The sequence below is a fragment of the Pedobacter ginsengisoli genome (assembly GCF_030244015.1).
Lineage (GTDB): Bacteria > Bacteroidota > Bacteroidia > Sphingobacteriales > Sphingobacteriaceae > Pedobacter > Pedobacter ginsengisoli.
The window spans coordinates 380,185-402,072 of sequence record NZ_JASSYX010000003.1; the positions used below are offsets into that span (position 1 = coordinate 380,185).

A 21,888-nucleotide genomic window follows, 5' to 3' on the forward strand; every position below is an offset into this window, starting at 1 on the left:
GAATGTCTTCAAATATAACTAAACCCCGGCTTAATTCATGCCTGTACCGCAAACCTGCAGCCGGCAAGAATCCGACCCATACCACACCCGGGTCTGACGCGTTCCATACCCTGTCAATCCCGGGTGTGACCCGGCTGCAATATGGGTGTGATGCGGCCCTGAGGTTAACCAGGAACCAGGGCTGATGGGAGGAAGATGTAAAGGAAAAACAATAAAACCCTTTCATTCATCACATAAAATTCTATTTTTGATGGCATTACAGCTTCTTATGAAAAAACGCATTGCCATATTTGCTTCGGGATCGGGTTCAAATGCCCAAAAACTAATGGAACTCTACAAACGCAATCCTGAGGTTGAGATTGCACTTGTGCTAACCAATAATCCGGATGCTTACGTGTTACAGCGTGCTGACAACTTTGAGATCCCCACCCATATTTTTGACCGGAATGAATTTTACCGTACAGACAATATTATTGACCTGCTTAAAAATCTGGATATCGACCTGATTGTCCTTGCCGGGTTTTTATGGCTCATTCCCAAAAAACTGGTTAGTGAATATCCGGGCCGCATTGTAAACATCCACCCTGCCATTCTGCCCAAATTTGGCGGAAAGGGTATGTACGGAGACCACGTGCACAATGCGGTAATGGCCGCAGGTGAAACAGAAGGCGGCATCACCATACATTATGTGAACGAAAATTACGACGAGGGAGAATATATTTACCAGGGAAAATACAAGATCGAAAAAGGCGACAGCCTGGAAATGATCAAATTCAAAGGACAGCAGCTTGAACATCAGCATTATCCAAGGATAATAGACGGGCTCATTAAGAAAATAAAAAAATAACGCTGAGCTTAACGGATTGAGTTTAAAGCCCTGGAAAGTTCCAATGCAGAATCTTCAGGATCGCCGCCATTAATAAAAGACTTATACCGTACTATTCCTTTTTTGTCGATGATATAAAACTGCGATGTGCCCTTGAGGCTATAAATATCGGCGGTCTTAAAATAAGATTTTTCCCAATTTGCCGCATCATAGTGAAGATCATCCATCAGCACTTTGAACTTAAAGTCCCTGTTGGCGAGATACTTTCCTACATTTTCCAGCCTCATCTTCTCACGCTTATTTTTATCAGGCTCAGGTATCCAGGTATTGTCGATACCCACAAACAACAGGTCACTCCGGGACTGGTGCGCTGCTGCGATCTCATTGAAATACCCGTTGACATAATACTTGCGTGTATCGGTATGTTTGGTCGTAAAGAAATACAGCACCACTGACTTTCCCCGCTGTTCAGAAAGCGTAAAAAGATTGCCATTGGTGTCTTTCAGGGTAAAATCAATACTTTTTACATCCAGCCGTCCCCGCGAATGGACAGGCCGCTGCCGCAATTCTTTCTGCAACGCCTCATAATAATCTCCGGCACCTTCCGCAGTACCTTTAACTTTTGCATAGCTCTCCAAAATGATTTCCCGGATGGGATTATATCGCGAACTGTAGTCGACGTATTTAGAGGCGACATTCAGTGCAGTATCGTATTGTCCGGCCTCCATGAGGTACTTCAGGTAAGTTTCAATGATGACCGGACCATGTCCCCAAATTTCCAATGATGATTTCAGACTGTTTAGTGCTCCATTGACATTGCCCAGCCTGTGCTGGATCTGTGCATAGGTATACAGATAACCGGCGGCGCTATATTTCTTCTGTTTTGTCATTTCCAGCGCTTTTTGGATATAGGAACTGGCGGTTTCCAGGTGCTTTCCGGAGTAGAGTAAAGTGGCAGCGGCAAACACATATAGTTCTTCCTTTATTTGCTCGCGCTGGATTTTTGAAAAAAAGACGTCTCCCGCAGCAATCTCCCCCTTTTTAAACTCAGTTTTCGCGCAATACAGATAAGCCTGGTCCAGCGCGCCGGATTTGACTTGCAGCGGAAATTGCTGTTCGAGCGTATAAAGTTGCTGTTCACTAAACGGCCCTTTGGTATTTGCAAAAGCAGCTTTAGCCTGGTTGAATGCCAGGGTCCCTTTCGGATATTTTGCCAGGATTTTCTCTTTAAGGCCCTCCTTTATAGGCATGGAGCCATATTTTGAGGTAACTTCAAATAAATCATTCAGAAACTGATCATTTTTACCGTTCTGCAGGGAATCCTGCCAGGTCTTTTCCAGGTCCTTCAGGACGGCCTGGTCTGGTTTCGTTACCGCTGCTGCAAAATACCTGAGCAGGTAATCCGTTTGCAGTTCCGGATGTTGTTCAAATTCCTTTCTGTAAAGCAAGAGTGCTTTCTGCAGATTTTCGGGCCTCAGGTAATAGGGTTCATCGGCATAGAAGCCAGCAGCTTCTGCCCATGAACCTGCAATTGGTTTTCCATTTTTATAAACCTGGAACACATAAGCTTCTGCCGGATCAGCATTTGCTTTAACGCAAAATGCCTTGATAGAGTCCGGAAGCCTAAATGAGCCTTCATTTCTGGATCCTGTAAATTTCCCTTTGATTTCAATTGATGAGATTTCGGTATTCCTTTTATAATAAAGGCTCAGTACGGGATCAAGTTTTTTGGAATTCGTTCCGGTATAAACAAACCGGATGATTTTGCCATGTTCAGGCTTTTCAGTGCTTAACTTAAAGGTATCATAGGACTGAGCATCAGCAAAATAGCTAAGGGTAGTACATATAAGAAGAGCCAAGGCTGCGCGTTTCATCAGCTGAACTTAAGTTTGAGCAAATTAACGATATTTTTTGTCTTTCCTGCGCAATGCCGCGCACTTTCTGCGGCCCTTCTGCGCTAAAGCCGCATAAAGGTACTTTTAGCGCAGAAGCTGCGCAGCAGGTATGCAGAAAGACATAACGAGGTAAGTCATCTGTTGCTATCCATAGTAAATAACAACAGAAAATACAGATCTAATAAGCTTCGATCTAAGCGATTATTAACATTGCTCCAAACAAATTAATCGATTGCTAAACCCCCGCTTAGTCTGACTCCTGTATTAGTAGAAGACACTTCACTTCTTATTAAATATAAAGTCTCCACCCACGTGGCCAGCAAGTTCCAATGTCCCATATCTTGGCTCAGTTTTACTTTCTGTCATTACGGCTTCAAGGATCTGGTTAATGAACATCTTTTGGGCTGTTAAGTATTTCTCCTTGTTTTCGCTCAACGCTTTAACCAGGTACTTCATAAACACGCTCTCATCTGGTACTTCGGTATCATTGCCGGAGGTGATGGCTACCCGACTGATCCTATTTTCCATTTCCCGGATTGCAGGAGGCGCATCTTTCAGGCCCCGGGTTTTAAATACGGAGCCAGAGAAACAAGCATCAGTAATCAGCAAAGTATGGCGTGAGGGCAGCTTTGCAATCAGGTCAAGCACATCTTTGTTGGGCAGCCAGGTGTTACGGTCTTTGTACTGGGCATCGGTCATCAGCCAGTAGCCTTTCTTTTCCTTATCTACCCATATACCGTGGCCGGCATAAAATATCACCAGGTTATCCTCAGGTTGTATGGTGTTGTTAAGCTCAAGGAGCTGGCGTTTTAAATCGGCCGTTTTAGGGTTATACAATGGAATTATGTTGCTTTCTGTAAAATTATATTGGCTTTTTAATACAAGTTTAAGTTTCACAGCATCGGCTATTGGGTTTTCAAGCGATGGAATACTGCTATCGGTATAATTTTGCGCCGCTATGAGCAGGCAATAATTTTTACCTTCTTTTTCCTCAACCGGTACTACTGGTTTAATATCCTTATCTGCAACCTGCGGAGTGGCCTGCTTTTCTATCTCAAATGTTTTTTGGGCTTTGTTGCCGGCCATGTCTGTGGCCGTAACGGTTATTTTATTGATACCCGTCATGGCCACATCGCCCCAAAAGGCTCCACTGGTTTGCGAGTAAACTTTGAGCCCGTTTACAGTCACCTCTTTAATGCCCGAGGGGTCAGTTGCCAGGCCTTTTACCATAACGTTGTTGCCGGCTGTGATCACCTTAAGTCCACGTGCCGGTGTGGGTTCGGTAATATTAATTTCGGGCGGGGTCTTATCAGCTGCTATAATCTGCTCATGACCTGACTCCAGCTTGGCCAGGGCATCTATTGCCGGCTGATAAGCCGGGTAATACAATAGCGCAATATTGTATTGGTCTTTGGCTTTGTCAAATTCGTTCAAACCAGCGAAGGCATCACCATAGGCTTTGTAAACCATCCACTTATCTACCGTACGCATTATCCTTCCTATATCGCGTAAACGGAGGCAATTTTCTATGTTCTGTTTAGCTGATGCAAAGTTTTTCTTGTGCAAGTCAACCAGTGCGAGGTAGTAAAAGTTAAGATTTTGCTCTTTAATATAGTTGTCTACTTTACCATAATGCTCCATTGCTTTATCAGTCTCGCCCCAAAAAGCGTAAACCTGATACAATTGCTGAGCTTTGATAAGTTTATTTCCTATTTCATTTGCCGATTTTAATGCCGAGGCATAGTCATTGGCCTGCTGATAAATTTCAATATGTTCTATTAAACGGTAATCTCTCATATTACCGTTATCAAGCGGGAACATACTTACCGCTTTTTGATAATCAGCACTGTAAAGGGCTAATTTACCTATAAGCGATCTTTGCACATTAACATCAGGGTCGTTTTGGCTCCATGCCTTAAAGGGTTCAAGTTTATACATAGCTGTAGCTTGTAAAACGTTGACATAGGCAGCGCGGTCGCCAAACGAATAATTATAATCCTGAGCGGCTACCAGCCACTGAAATACTGCCCGGTTTTTGGTCATCATCAACGGCTTTTGGATAGTGTTGTAATAAGGTCTTACATACACAACTTCCCCATCACCCTCAAAAGCATGCGTACGGTTTATTATTTTTTGTATAATAAGATTGGCCCCAACTATATCAGAAAGCCTGCCCAATTGCAGGGCATATTGCATGGCCTCAAGGGTAGGATAAGTTTTGATAGAAAGATTAATAAGCGAATCGGCCATTGTCTTATTGCCGGCAGTTAGCTCAGCCTGTGCTTGTAGCGCCAGTTTGTTGGCAGCATCAAATTCTGGAACCTTGGGAGCATTTAAACTACTAAATACGGCATTACTTGGAAATTCATGCATTATTGACCCGGCTTTTACAACAAGCGCAGTCAAACACAGCAACATGACCATTACATTAATTTTCATTATTTTCAAAAGATCAATTATTTATGGGTGAAGATAAAGTCGCCGCCTATATGCCCGGCCAGTTCCAGCGTGCCGTAGCGCGGCTCAGTTTTACTTTCTGTCATTACGGCTTCAATGATCTGGTTAATGAACATCTTTTGGGCTGTTAAGTATTTCTCCTTGTTTTCGCTAAGGGCTTTCACCAGGTACTTCATGAATACACTTACATCTGGCACTTCAGTATCGTTACCAGAGGTGATGGCAACCCTGGTTATCTTGCTGTCCATTTCCCTGATCGCCGCTGGTGCATCTGTGCCAATGCCACGGGATTTAAAAACCGATCCGGAAAAACAGGCATCAGTAATGAGCAGGGTGTGACGGGCCGGTAATTCAGCAATCATATCCAGCACGTTCTTATTGGGTAGCCAGGTGTTTACATCGTTTCTCTGTGCATCGGTCAGCAGCCAGTAGCCTTTCTTTTCCTTGTCAACCCAGATACCGTGGCCTGCATAGAAAATCACCAGCTTATCCTCTGGCTGCAGGGCTTCCCTCAGCTCCAGGAATTTCTTTTTAAAATCATCACGTTGTGGATTGAACAGGGTGTAGATATTATCCTCCGAGAAATTATAGCTGTTCTTGAGGATAAGTTTTAGTTTAATGGCATCTGCAATTGGATTTTCCAAGGATGGAATTGCCGCATCATCGTAATTCTGGCTGGCGATAAATATTGCGTAATTTTTACCTTGCTTTTCTGTGACCGCAATTGGTACGGCATCCACAGGTGCCTTGGTTTTTTCAATCTCGAAGATTTGTTTCGTGGGGTTTCCGGCCAGGTCGGTTACCACAATCTCGATTTTGTTGATGCCGTCTTTCAGTATTACTGATCCCCAGAAATCCCCTTCTTCTTTGGCATAAACATCCAGGCCATTTATCGTCGCAGATTTAAGCCCTGAAGGATCAATAGCCTTTCCTTTGATCATGATATCTTTTCCTGTAGCCACCACAATTAACCCACGCATATTGGCGGGCTCTAATATTTTAATTTCCGGACCAGTTTTATCAGTTTTACGGGCCACAGCCTGACTTCCTTCCAACTTTGCCAAACCATCAAGGGCAGGCTGATAATCCGGGGCCAATACCAATGCCGCTTCGTAATCTTTTTTTGCTAATACAAAATCTTTTAGCCCGATATATGCTTCTGCCCGGTTGGTATAAAACCTAAATTTCCCAGGTCGTTCTACAGTAATGGATAGAAAACGGGCCGGTTTCATCGCTTCTGTAAAAAAGCCAACTGCCTTGTCGTATTCCTTGTTATATAGCGCTCTCAAGCCATAATAGTTGCCCATTGTTCTGTCAGTCATGGCAAAGCCTTTGGCAACCTTGTCTATTGTCAACGACATATTTTGATAATCGCCCTTAGAACTGTAAGCAAGAACTAAAATATATTTTGCCAAATTTTTCGACATCATAAAGCCGGCTCCCTTTTCTGCTATGTCATTTAGGTAGCTAATGGCTTCATCATATTTTTTTTCGGATATTAATAGATAAGCTTTAGCGGTCACCGTTCCGCGTTCACTGCCGATTTTAACAGAAGTATCATACAAAAGTTTAAGGCTGTTAAAATCGTTTAATAAATAAGCATTTTCTACTGCTAAAAAGACTATGGCTTCGAAATTAGTTTTGGCGGCAAACCCATCGTTAATATCTTTCACAAAATTACAAGTTACTTCTACGCCTATTTTGGTATCACCACTGGTAAAGTTCGAGTTGATTTGCGAGTAATAAAGATAGCCAAGTGTATTACTGGCTTTTTGCCCGTTATATGGTTCTTTATTTACGGCGAGTTGCCTAATCCTGTAAATCGCTGCATCCCACAATTTATTTGCTCCTTTAACATCGCCTAGTTTCAGCTTGTCCCTGGCAATTTCATCCAAGCTGAACGGCAATGGATATGCTTCATTTGCATCAAAAACCATTTTGTCGGCTTCCAGCACTCTGCCGTCCTTTCTTAATTTTTCAGCCCCTTTTATTATGGCCATCGCGTCCGTCTCTGCTTTGTACCGGGCTTGACCTATTACGTTCAGCGAAAATATAATCAATACAAGTGTTAGCAGATACCTGGTTTTGATTGATTTCTCAAACTGATTTGCAATTAGTTTCATAAACTTAGTCCTTGTTAGTTCCCTATTTTTTTTCTAAAAATAAAATCGCCTCCCACGTGGCATCAAGTTCCAAGTCTCCCCACCTTGGTTCAGTTTTACTTTCTGTCATCACTCCTTCAATAATCTGGGTAATGAACATTTTTTGGGCGCTTAGGTATTCTCCTTCTTTTCGCTAAACGCCTTCACCAAAAACTTCATGAATACACTTACGTCTGGCACCTCGGTATCGTTACCGGAGGTGATGGCCACCCTGGTTATCTTGCTGTCTATTTCTTCATCGCCGCTGGCGCATCTGCACGGATACTTCTAGTTTTGAAACAGAGCCTGAAAAACTAGCATCGGTAGTGAGCAGGATATGTCAAGCGGGCAATTCTGCAATCAAACCTAATAATTCTTCGTTTGAAATCCAAGTATTCGGTAGTGTATCAGTTTGATTTTTAATTAGCTGTTGAATATAACTTTCCCTTATTAAATTTGATTGAATCAGTGTAACAATTGCTGCAGGATTTTAGTCTTTTAAAATGATTATGCTGCTGAATACAGCCAGAATGGAGCATACTTTGTTCAGGATATTAAGCGTGCTTTAATTACTTAACTTATGAATTTTCCAAAACTTCTTTTTATTATTCTCGCCTGCTTCTTAGCTGCCTGCAATCATTCATCTTCGTTCGACAGAGAGGTTTGGATCGATAATCCAGATATGGAGGATACTTCTAACCCCAGAGCTTGGATGGTCCAGGATGTAATGAAGAACCATTTAAAATCTGGAATGTCAAGAAAGGCAGTTTTAGACTTGTTAGGGAAACCCTACCATGAAGGCATTGAACGTAGATTGTCAAAAAATACTGCATTACCAGACTCTATTTCATTTGAAAATGATGAAAATCTAAAGCCAGAAAATTCGGATAAAGCCATGGATGCTATTAACAATTTTTATAGATTGTATGCAAACCCTGTCATGATAATCAGATATCCTGTAGGCTGGTCAACTATTGATCCTAATTTCTTAATCATAAAACTAAATGACAAACGACAAGTAGAAGAATATTGGGTCGAACAAAGCTAAAACTTAGTATAAAGGATTTTTACCATTAAAAGGGATGGCGTAATATCAGTGCCAATTGAATGCTTTAGCAATCGGCTTTAAGTAAATAGAAATTTCTGCAAGTAGGATTTTATCAAAAAAGGATGGAATAATGAAATGATTATACCGAGACCTTCGTTTTATTGTTATTCTGCAGATCGGTGCACAATCCTGAAAGATAGTGGCAAAATACTGTTGGAGAAATCAGAACAAAAACAAGCATTTGCCAATAACAGAAAAACAGGTAACTTTGCGGCTCAAAATTTTTCTCTGATGAGTCAATCTATAAAGATCAAAAACGCTTTAATTTCAGTTTATTATAAGGACGGGCTGGAGCCTTTGGTCCGCTTACTCGCCAAACAGGGCGTACAATTGTTTTCTACCGGAGGTACTGAACAATTTATTAAAGATTTAGGCCTGCCGGTCACCGCTGTGGAAGACCTTACCGGATATCCGTCAATTTTAGGCGGCAGGGTAAAAACGCTGCATCCAAAGGTATTTGGCGGAATCCTGAACCGCAGGGCATTGGCCTCGGACCAGGAGCAGATCGCTCAATATGAAATTCCGGAGATAGACCTGGTTATCGTTGACCTTTATCCATTTGAAGAAACCGTGAAGGCAGGTGGTTCAGAGTCAGACATTATTGAGAAGATTGACATCGGCGGCATTTCCCTGATCAGGGCAGCTGCAAAAAACTTTAACGACGTAGTGATCCTCGCTTCCAAAGACGATTATGCGGGTCTGCAGGAACAAATGGAGGCTCAAAACGGGGCGACTACCATCCAGCAGCGCAAAGCATTTGCTAAGAAAGCATTTCATGTTTCATCAAATTACGACACTTCAATTTTTAACTATTTCAATACTGAAGAGCCGCTTACGGTCTTCAAACACAGTATAGCACAGGCACAGACCCTGAGGTATGGTGAAAACCCGCATCAGCAGGGTGTTTTTTATGGTGATCTTGATGCCATGTTCACCAAACTGAACGGTAAAGAGCTCTCGTACAACAACCTGGTAGATGTGGACGCAGCAGTAGCACTGATTGATGAGTTTGAGGAACCGACTTTTGCCATTTTAAAGCACACCAATGCATGTGGCGTCGCTTCAAAAACAACTATCCTGGAAGCCTGGAATGTGGCACTGGCCTGTGATCCGGTGTCTGCTTTTGGAGGTGTGCTGATTGCCAACCGTGAAATAGACCTGGCTACCGCAACTGAGATCAATAAATTGTTTTTTGAAGTGCTGATCGCACCGTCCTACGCATCTGAGGCTGTTGAGCTTTTCCGTGCTAAAAAGAACCGGGTGATCCTGCAGCGCAATGAAGTTGAACTGAGCAAAAAACAGTTCAAAACTTTATTAAACGGCGTGATCGAACAGGATAAGGACCTGATCATAGAGGGGCCGGAACAAATGAACCCGGTTACAGTAAAAGTACCTTCTGCCCAGGAGCTGAAAGACCTTTACTTTGCCAATAAAATTGTAAAACATACCAAATCAAATACGATCGTCTTTGTTAAAAATGACCAGTTGCTTTCCAGTGGTGTGGGCCAGACTTCAAGAGTGGATGCATTGAAACAGGCAATTGTAAAAGCAGATGCCTTCAACTTTGACCTGAAAGGGTCTGTTATGGCTTCTGATGCTTTTTTCCCCTTCCCTGACTGCGTGGAAATTGCTGCTGAAGCAGGAATCACGGCTGTTTTACAGCCAGGTGGCTCTATAAAAGATGCAGATTCGATAAATATGGCCAATGAAAAGGGAATTGCTATGGTAACTACCGGCATCAGACATTTCAAACACTAATTTATTTATCAACGAATACAATAAAAAGACGTAGTTTTACATTACTATAGTACACAGAATTTTTAATACTTAATTATCACCTATAAATGGGTTTATTTAACTGGTTCACACAGGAGGTTGCTATCGATTTAGGTACAGCAAACACCCTGATCATACATAATGACAAAGTAGTAGTAGACGAACCTTCAATTGTTGCCTTTGACAGGCAGACCAACAAGATCATCGCAATAGGCAGACAGGCTATGCAGATGGAAGGTAAAACCCATGACAACATACGTACGGTAAGGCCTTTGAAAGACGGCGTGATCGCAGACTTCAATGCTGCGGAGGCCATGATCAAAGGAATGATCCGCATGCTGAATGGTGGAAAGGGCTGGATGTTCCCTTCTTTGAGGATGGTGATCTGTATTCCTTCGGGAATTACCGAGGTGGAAAAGCGGGCCGTGCGCGACTCGGCGGAGATCGCCGGCGCTAAAGAAGTCTACCTGATCCATGAGCCTATGGCTGCGGCTGTAGGTATTGGTATAGATGTGGAAGAGCCTATGGGCAACATGATCATCGATATAGGCGGCGGTACAACTGAGATTGCTGTAATCGCCTTATCAGGGATCGTATGTGACCAGTCTATACGCGTGGCGGGTGATAACTTTGATTCTGATATTGTAAACTATATACGCCGCCAGCACAACATTATGATCGGTGACCGTACTGCGGAGAAGATCAAGATAGAAGTTGGGGCAGCCTTGCCTGAACTGACAGACCCGCCCGCAGACTTTGCGGTACAGGGACGGGACCTGATGACCGGCGTGCCTAAGCAGATCACAGTTTCTTATACTGAAATTGCGCATTGCCTGGATAAGTCGATTTCGAAAATCGAAGAGGCTATTTTGAAAGCACTCGAGATCACTCCGCCGGAACTTTCTGCCGACATCTATCAGACGGGTATTTATCTGACTGGTGGCGGTGCGTTATTGCGCGGACTGGATAAACGTGTGGCGGCAAAGACCAAACTTCCGGTACATGTAGCTGAAGATCCGCTTCGTGCAGTAGTACGCGGTACTGGTATAGCCCTGAAGAATATTGGCACCTTTAAATTCTTAATGCAGTAAACGGGTATTTAGCATCAGGTGATCAGTACTTAGATTTGTGCTTAATCCTGATACTCAGACTTGATACTAAATACTATAAAAAAGATGTAGATATATGCGTAACCTTTGGATTTTCATCAGCAGATACAACGCATTTTTCTTTTTTATCATTTTTTTTATTGTTGGAATTGTCCTTACTGTAAAAAATAATGCGTACCAGCATAGTATCGCTATAAATTCTACAAATCAGATCGTAGGTGATGTATACAATAACCTCAATGTTGTTAAAAAATACATCAACCTGGGTGTGGCCAATGATAGCCTGGCTGCTGAAAATGCCAAACTGAAGACCGAGATCCTTGCGATAAAAAGCGTGGACACGACCAGGGATATAACCGTAAAAGATACAACAGGCACCCCGGTCTATACTTACCTGGCCGCCAGGGTGATCAAGAATTCCATTACGCTCCGCAATAACATCATCACCATCAATAAAGGCAGGATAGATGGCATCGAGAGTGGTATGCCTGTTATTTCGCCGGTAAAGGGGGTAGTTGGCTATATAAGAGATGTGTCTGAGCACCTGGCGACAATTGAGTCCCTGCTGCACCAGAAAACTTATGTGAGTGTAAGTATTAAAAAGAACAACGCGGTGGGTTCATTGGTATGGGGCGAAAGAAATTTTGATTACCGCAAAGCTTATATTAAAGATATCCCAAACCACTTTAAAGTGAACCTAAGAGATACAGTAGTGACTTCAACCTATTCCAAGTTTCCGGCAGGCATCCCTGTCGGGTCGGTCAGTAATACCGGAATTGCCACGGGTGGAAATTTCATGACACTGGAAATCAATCTCTTTAACGATTTTAGTACATTACAATATGTATATGTAATAAAAGATAAATTTGCAAAAGAACAGCAGGAATTAGAAGCAAAGATCCCGGATGAGCAGTAAATTAATATTGGCAAACATTGTACGGTGGGTGATCCTTTTACTGGTTCAAATCCTCCTGCTTAGGAATCTGAGCCTTTATAATATGGCCACTCCTTTTCTCTACATCCTCTTTTTATTGCTGCTTCCCTTCGGGATACCCAATATACTGCTATATATCATCGCCTTTGCCACGGGCCTGACCCTGGATGCATTTTACGATACTTTAGGTGTACACACCGCAGCCTGTGTAATGCTGGCCTTTGTAAGGATCCTGTTCATTTCTGTGACGGTAAGCAGGGATGGTTTTGATGAACCGGAGCCAACGCTTGGCAATATGGGTTTCAGATGGTTCATGCTTTACGCCTTGCTGTGCATTTTTTCCCATCACGTTGTGTTGTTTCTTTTGGAAACATTCAGGTTTACTGAGTTGTCATATACGCTGCTCAGATGCTTGTTAAGTGGCCTCTTTACTTTGTTTACTGTCGTACTGGTAGAATTTATATTCTATAACAGAAAAATGCGCTGATGGATAATTACAATCTGTTCAACCGGAAATATGTGGTACAGGGGTTATTCATTCTGACCGGGCTTATTTTACTTGGCACATTGTTTTACATACAGGTTTATAGTGATCAGTATTTCCGTACTGCAAAGAGTAATGTGTTGCGCCCTATTTACACCTTTCCTGCCCGTGGGGTTATTCTCGACAGAAATGAAAAGGTACTGGTGCAAAATGAACCCGTCTACGACCTGATGGCTATTCCCAATGATGTCAAGCCTTTTGACACACTGGAGCTTTGCAGGATCATCGACGTGGACACTGCCAGATTTGGCAAGAATTTCAGGAAGGCAAGACGGCTTTCCAGGTTCCAGCCCAGTATCATCGAGAAGCAGCTTTCGGTACAGATCTATCAGTCATTATCGGAGCAGCTTTCCCGTTTTCCGGGTTTCTTTGTACAAAGCAGGACGATAAGACAATATCCCGACAGTATCGCCAGCCATTTTCTGGGTTACATTAAGGAAGTAACCCAGAAGGAAATTGACAATTCACAGGGCTATTACCGTCCCGGTGATTACATTGGCCGGCAAGGGGTCGAGCGTGCCTATGAAAAAGTACTGAGAGGGGAACGCGGGGTTGTGAACATGCTTTATGATGTACATAATGTACCTAAGGGAAGCTATGCCGAAGGGAGATTTGACACGGCTGCCATTTCAGGGGAGCAGCTCATCTCCTCGCTGGATTCAAGGATCCAAAAGCTGGGCGAAGAGCTCATGCAGAATAAGATCGGCAGTATTGTCGCCATAGAGCCGGCAACAGGTGAAATACTGGCTTTTGTAAGCAGCCCCAATTACAACCCGAACCTGATGGTGGGCCGTCAGCAGGGCAATAACTATATGGATTTGCTGAAGAATCCGAACCGGGTTTTTAATATCCGGCCTATTCAGGGTTATTATTCGCCCGGGTCAGCGTTTAAGCCGCTTGATGCGCTGATCGGGTTGCAGGAAGGCGTGATCGATGAAAATACAACATTCTTCTGTCCCGGGTATTTCAAAGCGGGGAACCATACCGTAAAATGTGAGCACCGGGACGGCAATGTGGCCGTACGAATGGGACTGGCAAGGTCCTGCAACACCTATGCCTGCTACGTTTTTCAAAAACTATTGACGCAGCGCAAATACAAGAACCAGAAAATTGCTTATGACGACTGGAGGAGCAAGGTAAAGCTATGGGGACTTGGCGACAGCCTTGGGGTCGACCTCCCGAACGAAAGGACCGGCCGGCTGTACGATGCTGCATACTACTCCAGGAAATACAGCAAGTACTGGGGTTATTCAACCGTGATCTCACTGGCGATAGGACAGGGAGAGATGGACGCTACGCCTTTGCAAATGGCAAACATTATGGCTGTTATTGCCAACCGGGGGTACTATATTAAACCTCATCTGGTTAAATCAATTGGCAAGAACCACCTCATTAAGAAAGAATATTTAAAGAAAAATTATGTCGGCGTAGATGCGCAGCACTTTACTCCTGTAATAGATGGAATGCAGGATGCGGTAAATGCACCCTGGGGAACAGCCATTCTTTCCAGGATACCTGATGTAGTGATGTGCGGAAAAACAGGTACTGTTCAAAATCCCAGAGGCAAGAACCATTCTGTTTTTATTGGTTTTGCGCCGAGGGACAATCCTAAGATCGCCATCGCAGTCATTGTAGAAAACGCAGGTTACGGAAGTACCTATGCCGCACCGATTGCCAGTTACCTGACTGAAAAATATTTGAAGGACAGCATAGGCGGATACAGGAAAGCGCAGGTAGAATGGATGAAGAAACAGGTGGTATTGCCGCCGCCGCCAAAGGTTAAAGTTAAGCCGGACGTTAAAAATACAGATAGCCTTAAGTCCGATTCAGCTGCCAGACTAAAGATCAATAAATCCACCATCACTACCAAACAATGAGTAATCCACAAAGCAACAGGTTCTTTTTTAAGGTAGACTGGATCACCATCCTGATCTATATGCTGCTTTGCGCAGTTGGTTTTGTCAATATATACGCTTCTATATTTACCGCTAACGGGGATACTTCTGTATTCAATTTTACAACGAATTCAGGCAAGCAGCTGATATTTATTATCTCAGCCCTGGTACTTGGTTTTTCGATACTGCTGCTGGATGGCAAGTTCTTCAGCATCTTTTCTCCGGTCATATACGGCCTGACTTTACTATTGCTGATCGCAGTATTACTGGTTGGAAGAAATGTTGGTGGTAATCAGGCCTGGATTGCCATTGGAGGGTTCAGACTGCAGCCGTCTGAACTTGCAAAGTTTGGAACCGCTCTCCTGCTCGCCCGTTACATCAGCACCTTTAATCCGAAGTTCAGGGATATTAAATCGATCCTCTTTGCCGCACTGATTATTGGAATGCCCCTGGTGCTGATCCTCCTGCAGCCGGATGCCGGATCTGCTCTGGTCTTCCTCTCTTTTATGTTTCCATTGTACAGGGAAGGGCTGTCAGGATATTTCCTGCTGATCTTTCTGGGGATGATCGTACTATTTGTTGCGGACTTCCTGGTGCCGTTGAAGATTCTGATTCCTGTCATTTTACTGATAGGGAGTTTCTTTATTTATAGCAACAGGAGAAAGCAAAAGATCATGTTCTCTGCCATCATAGCTACTATACTGGCCATCTCCTACTTATTTGTTGTGAAGTTCGCTTATGAGAAAGTACTGAAACAGCACCAGCGTACCCGGATAGAAATTATACTTGGGCTGAAGACTGATCCGAAGGGTGTGGGATACAACGTTATCCAATCCAAAATAGCCATAGGCTCAGGTCAATTGACCGGACGCGGATTTTTGCAGGGCACGCAAACCAAATATGGATATGTTCCGGAGCAAAGCACGGACTTTATATTCTCTACTATAGGCGAAGAATGGGGGTTCACGGGGTGTTTTGTGGTGATCGGATTGTTTATTTTTCTGATGGTAAGGCTCATCAATATGGCGGAGCGACAGCGTTCCAGTTTTTCAAGGGTGTATGGTTATTGTGTAGCCTGCATCCTGTTCTTTCACGTATTCATCAATATAGGCATGTCCATAGGAATAGTCCCTGTGATCGGGATCCCGCTGCCATTTATCAGCTATGGAGGTTCTTCTTTATGGAGCTTTACGGTGCTGCTGTTTATTTTCCTGAAACTGGACTCCAACAGGATGGGTTTTATCTGATTCTGATCAACCGTTTGGAAAACAGCGTGCCAGCAATTCATAGAACTGGTCTACTGTACCCTGCTTTGCTTCCCAGTTGTTTTTCTCCGCATAATTATTCTTGAGGAAATGATCTGCCGTTTTGAGGTCAGGCATTTTATTGATCAGGTCTATGGCCTCAGAATAAGCCAGATTATAGCCGTTAAAAAGATCCTTAATGTACAAAAGCTTTTCATTAAGCGTGATGGCAGTTTTCAGGTCAGTTACAGGGGGCTTACTTTCTTCACCCTTTTGTTTAGGCGAACCACTGTTCTTATTGCTGGCCAGCAGGTCGTTTAAAGTTGGCCTGACAGCACTTGCTGCTTCGTTCTCAGTATTTTCAGCTTCTTCCCTAAACAGGGCGGGCTGTACAACCTGCTTTTCTATTTTATCCTCAACCAGTGATGTTACCGGGGCAGGAATGACTTTTTCTTCGGCAATATCCTCCTTGAGCTCCGGTTCTTTTTCAAAAATTTCGTGTGCAGGCTGTTCGTCAAAATCCAATCTGTCTGATTCAGGAGTATCATTTAGGATAAACTCAAAAGTATGTGTGGTACTTTCGGGCTCCTCATTTACATACTCTACCAGGTCGGCAGGCTTCTCAAAAAATGTATAATCTTTAGGTTCAGGAAGTTCATCCACTACCGGTGCCTGTTCAGGAACCGGGGGTCTGACGGGAATCTGCTCTGCCTGGGTGCTGGAAATCTCTGTGTGCTGTGGCAATTCTTTCGGTACTCTGCCGGTATTGAGCTTGCGGATAATTTCAACATGATCAGATAAAAAGTTGGCATTGGCCAAAAAAAGTTCCAGCTCCAGTTCATTAAGCTGCTCAGGATTTTGAGCTAAAAATTCATATTGTTCCTGAAGCTCACTTAATATTGCCCCTATTTTTTTAAAGATATCAGCCTGGTTCATCATAGTGTTATAACGGTAGAATTGATGTTTTATGTTGGTAACTTGACACCCAAAAGTACTACAAAATTCTGATATTAGCTGGCTACAAGGACTATAAACACATGTTATTCAGCGAACAAAATTTTAGAAAGGGAGAATTCTGCGGCAGTATAGAGGTCATTTGCGGCTCTATGTTTTCGGGCAAAACAGAAGAATTATTGAGGAGATTAAGAAGAGCACAAATTGCAAAGCTGAATATAGAGATCTTTAAACCCAGAACCGACACCCGTTATGATGAGAACGCTGTGGTTTCTCATGATCTGAATTCTGTACAGTCAACTCCGGTAGACCACTCATCCGCTATTTTATTACTTGGTACAGACACCCAGGTGGTAGGGATAGATGAGGCACAATTTTTTGATGAGAATCTTCCCGAGGTATGCAATACACTGGCTCAAAAAGGTATCAGGGTAATAGTAGCGGGGCTTGATATGGACTTCTCCGGAAAACCCTTTGGCCCTGTACCTGCACTTATGGCCATTGCTGAACATGTCACTAAGGTCAATGCTGTTTGCCTGCGCTGCGGTGCCCCGGCGATGTACTCGTTCCGGACAGTAGCCGGTGATGCGAAAGTATTATTGGGTGAAAAGGAAAGTTACGAACCCAGGTGCAGAAGGTGTTATCACATTGGAGATGGCATAATCAGCCTGAACTAGAGGGACAGGTCTCTAGCCAAAAGGACAATTGTCACAGCGTTTGCCTTTGAGGTATTTCTCGCAGCATTCTTTTTTCTTTTTCTTCTTATCCTTTTTCTTTTTATCAGACTTTTTGTCTTTATCCTTTTTTGACATGGTCGTGGTATCAATATACAAAAAAAGGTACACACTGACAAACAGTGTGTACCTCTTAAAATAAACTATTATTTAGTTTAAGCTTCGCTGTCGTATTTGATCTGACCCACGTGCTTGTCGATCTGCCATCTTCCTGTTCCTTCTTCGCCTATTACGTCAAATAGCTCAAGCGCGCGACGGGCTTTGTATTCCTCTTCTCTCTGTTCTCTGAAGAACCAGTTTAAGAATTCTAAGGTTACGTAATCCTGCTCCTTGTGGCACCTGGCCGCAATGTTCTTAATGGACTGGGTTACCGCAATTTCCTGCTCCAATGCTTCTTCAAAGACCTCACGGAAAGAATTGTATTCTATTTTAATGTTGGTCACATCAGGAGATATTGCAGTACCGCCCATGTCTAATATATACTTATAGAATTTTAGCTGGTGCATTCTTTCTTCTTCAGCCTGCTTGAAAAAATATTCAGATGAAAAGTCATAACCATTGCGGTTGCACCATGAAGCCATGGATAAATATATTGATGAAGAGTGGGCTTCTTTTTTTATTTGCTGGTTAATAAGTGTTTCTACATCTGATGAAATTAAACACTTTGCGCGAATGATGTCTTTCATGTTCCTATTGATTTAATGGAATTAATACATCAAAAATAATGCAATAAACCCGCATGCAAGAATAATAACACAATATGGAAAGATTCTAATTCTAAGTTAATCAGGCGACTATCCTGTGAAGGCGGTCGTAAATGATGTGATTGAGGTCCAGCATTACAAATGTGCCCTGCAGCAATTCTTTTAATGCGATAATCTGGATCAGTGACAATACGTAGCAATGGTCACATGCGCAGATAAAGATAATTTCCAGGTCCGGCGCCTTGTCGCTGTTTAGCAGCAGGTTCTCTATATCAATCTGGTAAACTGCTTTTTTGAGTTTGAGTAAATTGCGGTAATCAAAACGGGCAAGCTTGCCTGCAAAGTCAATATACCAGCAATTCTCACTGTCAGACTGGTAAATAGATCCAGATCCGGTACTATATACTTCAGAGAAATCGACAGAAGGCAGTATTGTTAATTCTTGCATATTTTGCATTCAAAACTTACGTTGTGCAAATATTGATATTATTTAGAATTAATCCAAATCGTACGCTGTGTTTTTTAAAAAAAAGTTCAATAATATCTTAAAAGCTGACGACGGTTGCCTCCCGGACTGGTTCAGCCCCAGGCCCGATAAAAAAAATTCAGCCAGTTCTGATGAAAGATATTCTGGAGATCGGCGGCCGAATAACCTCTGCCGGAGAGTATGGTCACCAGTTTCTGCAGATCAGCAATCGTATCGAGGTCAAAGGGTGACTGCTCTGTGCCAAAGGCTCCGTCAAGATCTGAGCCTATACCTGCATGTCTGGAATTTCCGGCCAGCTGGCAGATATGGTCTATATTGTCTGCGACTTTGTCCAGCCCGCAGTTCATGCTTTGAGGGGTAGAAAGCTTTCTTTGCCAGCCAGGGACCAGCATCCATGCGTCAAATGCTCCGCCTATCACCGCGCCCCTTGCAATCAGGGCTTTGATCTGATCGTCGCTGTACTGCCTGTTGTGGTTTACGAAAGCCCTGCAATTGTTGTGGCTCGCCCATACAGGGCCGTTAAAATGGTCAAGCGCCTGCCAAAATGCATCATCACACAGGTGTGTGGCATCGAGTATGATATTCAGCCGTTCCATTTCTTTCAGCAATGCTAAGCCGGCCGCCCCCATCTGACCGGTTGAATCTGTACCATTGGCATACCTGCCCGGACCATAGTGTGCCGGGCCGACAGCCCTGAGTCCATATCCGTAAGCATTTTCGAGGTAACTGAGGTCAACTATAGAGTCTGCTCCTTCTAAACTCAGAATATAGCCGATAGGCTTATTGTCGTTGGGTGTATTGTTATTCCAAAGGTCAAGATGACTTTTTAATGTCGCTTCGTCCCTGATCTGGGCCAGCTCACCGGCTTCTTCCATTGCTTTGTACCAGGCAAGCTGCCCCTGTGTCTGTGCCCAGGCCTGCTCCGGAGATGTCCAGCCCGGTATCAAACTGCCTTGTTTTACATATCTGGCGATCTGGGTGGCCACTACAATTCCTACATTCCCTTTGCGAAGTTCAGGAAAGGATACCGTGCCATTCCCGCGATCAGGTTTGTCTGTCATACCCAGTTCCCGGTTGCGCAATTCCTTTACGGGTTGCCGCAGGTCCCGGTTCCATTCCATGGCATTCATACTCAGGTCAAGGTGTGCGTCTAAGATAAACATACGGGATTGGTTAGGAATGTAACTCGAACACTGCTTCCACCTCTACAGGAATATTGTCAGGCAGCGAACCCATGCCCACTGCACTGCGGACGCCGATCCCGTTTTCGGTTCCCCAAACAGCTGCAAACAGCTCGCTGCAGCCATTGATCACATATGGATGTTTTTCAAAATCCGGTGTACAATTTACCATGCCGAGCACTTTGATCACTCTTCTAATGACATCAAGGCTTCCGAAGTTAGTCACAATTGTGGAAAGCATCGTTAATCCAACCTGACGGGCCGCCAGCTTACCTTCGTCCATGTCCATATCCTCGCCTATGCGTCCAACGATCAGGGACCTGTCAGGCAGTACCGGTCCGTGGCCTGAAAGATAAAGGTATTTGCCGTCTACCAAAAATGGTTTATAAATACCCAATGGTTGTGGTGCAGGGGGCAGCTCAAGGTTTAAGACTGAAAATGCTTGCTGAGGTGATGATGTCATGGCAATATTATAAATTGTATATGTTCAAACTTAACAATTTTATCTAAGTTTGGATAAACCCCTAACCAAATGACCATACTGATCGTTGTCGGCTGCATCCTTTTACTGGTCCTGCTCATTACCTGGGCAAGGATCAATCCGTTCATTGCTTTTTTAATCGTATCCATATTTTGCGGCATTATGCTGGGCATACCGCTCAAAAGCATCACTTCCTCGGTGCAAAAAGGTATGGGGGATATACTCGGGTCATTGGTATCCATCATTGTTTTTGGTGCCATGCTGGGCAAGCTGGTCGCGGAGAGCGGCGCCGCACAAAAGATTGCATCGGTAATGATGGGTCTGTTTGGCACCAAATATATTCAATGGGGCTTAGTCCTGACAGGATTCATTGTCGGCATTCCCTTATTTTACAATGTCGGTTTTGTACTGATGGTGCCGCTTATATTTTCGGTAGTTTACAAATACAAACTGCCTGCTGTTTATATCGGTCTGCCCATGCTGGCTGCACTGTCTGTAACTCACGGTTTTTTACCGCCGCATCCCTCGCCTGCTGCGTTGGTACTGCAGTTCAACGCAAATATGGGACTGACCCTCCTCTATGGAATTGTACTGGCTGTTCCTGCGATTGTACTGGCCGGCCCTGTTTATTCGGGAACTTTAAAGAATATGGTATCTGTTCCGCTCAAGGCTTTTATATCAGAAGATCTGCCCGAAAATAAACTCCCCGGCGCTGCCAATAGCCTGCTCTCTGCACTTCTGCCGGTGATCCTGCTTGGAGCTGCAGCAATTTACGGATTATCGGAACCTGATGAAAATTTCAAAAGCATAGTCAGCTTTTTGTCTGAGCCAACAATTGTAATGCTCATTACGCTTATTGTCACAACTTACACGCTTGGACTGAGGATGGGGAAAAGTATGAAGGACATTATGACTATTTATGTATCCGCAGTTAAAGATATTGCAATGATCCTGCTCATCATTGCGGGTTCCGGAGCATTGAAACAAGTTCTGGCCGACAGCGGTGTTAGCAATCAGATCGCTAATGCATTGAATGATCTTCATTTTGAGCCTTTAGTGCTTGGATGGCTCATAGCGGCCCTGATTCGGGTCAGTGTGGGTTCAGCTACCGTTGCAGGGCTTACCGCAGCAGGCATCATCGCACCGGTGATGCTGCAGGCACACACCAATCCAAACCTGATGGTGCTTTCAATTGGTGCGGGCAGTCTGATGTTTTCCCATGTAAATGACCCCGGATTTTGGATGTTCAAAGAATATTTTAATCTGACGATGAAACAGACCATTTTGTCCTGGTCCGTCATGGAGACCATTGTGGCTGTAGTAGGCCTGCTGGGGGTTTTGCTCTTAAATCTGTTGGTTTAAAATCTAAGCTATAACACGGCTTCTTGCCTTTTTTTGATTTTTCATGTAACCTTTTG

20 protein-coding genes are annotated in these 21,888 nt (G+C 43.7%); 11 read left to right on the forward strand and 9 right to left on the reverse strand.

Going from position 1 to position 21,888, the window contains the following annotated elements; genetic code table 11:
* Positions 1–2 precede the first annotated feature (2 nt).
* Positions 3–185 carry a hypothetical protein gene (locus tag QEP08_RS13745; RefSeq protein WP_285058845.1) on the forward strand — a complete coding sequence of 61 codons (183 nt, stop codon included), beginning with the start codon at positions 3–5 and terminating at the stop codon, positions 183–185.
* Positions 186–268: 83 nt separating this feature from the next.
* Complete coding sequence (gene purN / locus QEP08_RS13750) at positions 269–847, forward strand: phosphoribosylglycinamide formyltransferase (protein WP_285058847.1); 579 nt, start codon at positions 269–271, stop codon at positions 845–847.
* An 8-nt stretch (positions 848–855) separates the two neighbouring features.
* On the opposite strand, the gene QEP08_RS13755 is transcribed toward purN, so the two are convergent.
* The 3 genes from QEP08_RS13755 to QEP08_RS13765 all read right to left on the reverse strand — a co-directional run bounded on the left by QEP08_RS13755 (position 856) and on the right by QEP08_RS13765 (position 7,301).
* Entirely contained in the window at positions 856–2,700 is a 1,845-nt protein-coding gene (locus QEP08_RS13755) for a redoxin domain-containing protein (RefSeq protein WP_285058849.1), read from the reverse strand.
* Positions 2,701–3,000: 300 nt separating this feature from the next.
* Entirely contained in the window at positions 3,001–5,160 is a 2,160-nt protein-coding gene (locus QEP08_RS13760; protein ID WP_285058850.1) for a caspase family protein, read from the reverse strand.
* 17 nt (positions 5,161–5,177) lie between these two features.
* Positions 5,178–7,301, reverse strand: a complete 2,124-nt coding sequence (locus QEP08_RS13765) for a caspase family protein (RefSeq protein WP_285058851.1) — start codon at positions 7,299–7,301, stop codon at positions 5,178–5,180.
* 598 nt (positions 7,302–7,899) lie between these two features.
* Between QEP08_RS13765 and QEP08_RS13770 the strand changes: the two genes are divergently transcribed.
* The 7 genes from QEP08_RS13770 to rodA all read left to right on the forward strand — a co-directional run bounded on the left by QEP08_RS13770 (position 7,900) and on the right by rodA (position 15,932).
* Positions 7,900–8,367 (forward strand): hypothetical protein, encoded by a 468-nt coding sequence (locus QEP08_RS13770; protein WP_285058853.1) that lies wholly within the window; start codon positions 7,900–7,902, stop codon positions 8,365–8,367.
* Between the two features lie 291 nt (positions 8,368–8,658).
* Positions 8,659–10,185, forward strand: coding sequence for a bifunctional phosphoribosylaminoimidazolecarboxamide formyltransferase/IMP cyclohydrolase (purH, locus tag QEP08_RS13775; RefSeq protein WP_285058855.1), 1,527 nt, complete (start codon positions 8,659–8,661; stop codon positions 10,183–10,185).
* 86 nt (positions 10,186–10,271) lie between these two features.
* Positions 10,272–11,294: a rod shape-determining protein gene (locus QEP08_RS13780; protein WP_285058856.1), complete on the forward strand. Its 1,023-nt coding sequence runs from the start codon at positions 10,272–10,274 to the stop codon at positions 11,292–11,294.
* A 94-nt stretch (positions 11,295–11,388) separates the two neighbouring features.
* The gene (gene mreC / locus QEP08_RS13785; protein ID WP_285058857.1) at positions 11,389–12,228 is read left to right on the forward strand and encodes a rod shape-determining protein MreC; all 840 of its coding nucleotides are present in this window, start codon (positions 11,389–11,391) and stop codon (positions 12,226–12,228) included.
* Entirely contained in the window at positions 12,218–12,733 is a 516-nt protein-coding gene (locus QEP08_RS13790) for a rod shape-determining protein MreD (RefSeq protein WP_285058858.1), read from the forward strand. Before mreC ends, QEP08_RS13790 begins: the two co-directional genes overlap by 11 nt.
* A complete protein-coding gene (mrdA, locus tag QEP08_RS13795) occupies positions 12,733–14,667 on the forward strand; it encodes a penicillin-binding protein 2 (RefSeq protein ID WP_285058859.1) in 1,935 nt (644 codons plus the stop codon). Before QEP08_RS13790 ends, mrdA begins: the two co-directional genes overlap by 1 nt.
* Entirely contained in the window at positions 14,664–15,932 is a 1,269-nt protein-coding gene (gene rodA, locus QEP08_RS13800) for a rod shape-determining protein RodA (RefSeq protein ID WP_285058861.1), read from the forward strand. The genes mrdA and rodA overlap by 4 nt, the downstream gene beginning before the upstream one ends.
* Before the next feature lie 6 nt (positions 15,933–15,938).
* Here the strand turns inward: rodA and QEP08_RS13805 are convergent, their stop codons facing one another.
* Positions 15,939–16,868, reverse strand: a complete 930-nt coding sequence (locus QEP08_RS13805) for a DUF8457 domain-containing protein (protein ID WP_285058862.1) — start codon at positions 16,866–16,868, stop codon at positions 15,939–15,941.
* 98 nt (positions 16,869–16,966) lie between these two features.
* On the opposite strand from QEP08_RS13805, the gene QEP08_RS13810 reads away from it, so the two are divergent.
* A complete protein-coding gene (locus QEP08_RS13810) occupies positions 16,967–17,560 on the forward strand; it encodes a thymidine kinase (protein ID WP_285058864.1) in 594 nt (197 codons plus the stop codon).
* Between the two features lie 12 nt (positions 17,561–17,572).
* Here QEP08_RS13810 and QEP08_RS13815 read toward each other — a convergent pair whose 3' ends face one another.
* The 5 genes from QEP08_RS13815 to QEP08_RS13835 form a co-directional block, all read right to left on the reverse strand.
* Positions 17,573–17,695, reverse strand: coding sequence for a hypothetical protein (locus tag QEP08_RS13815; protein WP_285058865.1), 123 nt, complete (start codon positions 17,693–17,695; stop codon positions 17,573–17,575).
* Positions 17,696–17,772: 77 nt separating this feature from the next.
* Entirely contained in the window at positions 17,773–18,303 is a 531-nt protein-coding gene (locus QEP08_RS13820) for a ferritin (RefSeq protein WP_285058867.1), read from the reverse strand.
* Positions 18,304–18,403: 100 nt separating this feature from the next.
* The gene (locus QEP08_RS13825; RefSeq protein WP_285058869.1) at positions 18,404–18,769 is read right to left on the reverse strand and encodes a hypothetical protein; all 366 of its coding nucleotides are present in this window, start codon (positions 18,767–18,769) and stop codon (positions 18,404–18,406) included.
* 131 nt (positions 18,770–18,900) lie between these two features.
* Positions 18,901–19,971, reverse strand: coding sequence for a dipeptidase (locus QEP08_RS13830; RefSeq protein WP_285058870.1), 1,071 nt, complete (start codon positions 19,969–19,971; stop codon positions 18,901–18,903).
* 10 nt (positions 19,972–19,981) lie between these two features.
* Positions 19,982–20,452: a RidA family protein gene (locus tag QEP08_RS13835; RefSeq protein WP_285058871.1), complete on the reverse strand. Its 471-nt coding sequence runs from the start codon at positions 20,450–20,452 to the stop codon at positions 19,982–19,984.
* A gap of 69 nt (positions 20,453–20,521) precedes the next feature.
* Between QEP08_RS13835 and QEP08_RS13840 the strand changes: the two genes are divergently transcribed.
* Positions 20,522–21,832, forward strand: a complete 1,311-nt coding sequence (locus QEP08_RS13840; protein ID WP_285058872.1) for a gluconate:H+ symporter — start codon at positions 20,522–20,524, stop codon at positions 21,830–21,832.
* Positions 21,833–21,888 lie beyond the last annotated feature (56 nt).

Bases quoted from the DNA above. Each gene is read 5' to 3' on its own strand.
- QEP08_RS13780 (WP_285058856.1), top strand. From the start codon at position 10,272: ATGGGTTTATTTAACTGGTTCACACAGGAGGTTGCTATCGATTTAGGT.
- QEP08_RS13760 (WP_285058850.1), bottom strand. From the start codon at position 5,160: ATGAAAATTAATGTAATGGTCATGTTGCTGTGTTTGACTGCGCTTGTT.
- QEP08_RS13770 (WP_285058853.1), top strand. From the start codon at position 7,900: ATGAATTTTCCAAAACTTCTTTTTATTATTCTCGCCTGCTTCTTAGCT.
- mrdA (WP_285058859.1), top strand. From the start codon at position 12,733: ATGGATAATTACAATCTGTTCAACCGGAAATATGTGGTACAGGGGTTA.
- mreC (WP_285058857.1), top strand. From the start codon at position 11,389: ATGCGTAACCTTTGGATTTTCATCAGCAGATACAACGCATTTTTCTTT.
- QEP08_RS13835 (WP_285058871.1), bottom strand. From the start codon at position 20,452: ATGACATCATCACCTCAGCAAGCATTTTCAGTCTTAAACCTTGAGCTG.
- QEP08_RS13805 (WP_285058862.1), bottom strand. From the start codon at position 16,868: ATGATGAACCAGGCTGATATCTTTAAAAAAATAGGGGCAATATTAAGT.
- QEP08_RS13830 (WP_285058870.1), bottom strand. From the start codon at position 19,971: ATGTTTATCTTAGACGCACACCTTGACCTGAGTATGAATGCCATGGAA.
- QEP08_RS13790 (WP_285058858.1), top strand. From the start codon at position 12,218: ATGAGCAGTAAATTAATATTGGCAAACATTGTACGGTGGGTGATCCTT.
- QEP08_RS13840 (WP_285058872.1), top strand. From the start codon at position 20,522: ATGACCATACTGATCGTTGTCGGCTGCATCCTTTTACTGGTCCTGCTC.
- purH (WP_285058855.1), top strand. From the start codon at position 8,659: ATGAGTCAATCTATAAAGATCAAAAACGCTTTAATTTCAGTTTATTAT.
- QEP08_RS13810 (WP_285058864.1), top strand. From the start codon at position 16,967: ATGTTATTCAGCGAACAAAATTTTAGAAAGGGAGAATTCTGCGGCAGT.
- QEP08_RS13755 (WP_285058849.1), bottom strand. From the start codon at position 2,700: ATGAAACGCGCAGCCTTGGCTCTTCTTATATGTACTACCCTTAGCTAT.
- QEP08_RS13815 (WP_285058865.1), bottom strand. From the start codon at position 17,695: ATGTCAAAAAAGGATAAAGACAAAAAGTCTGATAAAAAGAAAAAGGAT.
- QEP08_RS13825 (WP_285058869.1), bottom strand. From the start codon at position 18,769: ATGCAAGAATTAACAATACTGCCTTCTGTCGATTTCTCTGAAGTATAT.
- rodA (WP_285058861.1), top strand. From the start codon at position 14,664: ATGAGTAATCCACAAAGCAACAGGTTCTTTTTTAAGGTAGACTGGATC.
- QEP08_RS13745 (WP_285058845.1), top strand. From the start codon at position 3: ATGTCTTCAAATATAACTAAACCCCGGCTTAATTCATGCCTGTACCGC.
- QEP08_RS13820 (WP_285058867.1), bottom strand. From the start codon at position 18,303: ATGAAAGACATCATTCGCGCAAAGTGTTTAATTTCATCAGATGTAGAA.
- purN (WP_285058847.1), top strand. From the start codon at position 269: ATGAAAAAACGCATTGCCATATTTGCTTCGGGATCGGGTTCAAATGCC.
- QEP08_RS13765 (WP_285058851.1), bottom strand. From the start codon at position 7,301: ATGAAACTAATTGCAAATCAGTTTGAGAAATCAATCAAAACCAGGTAT.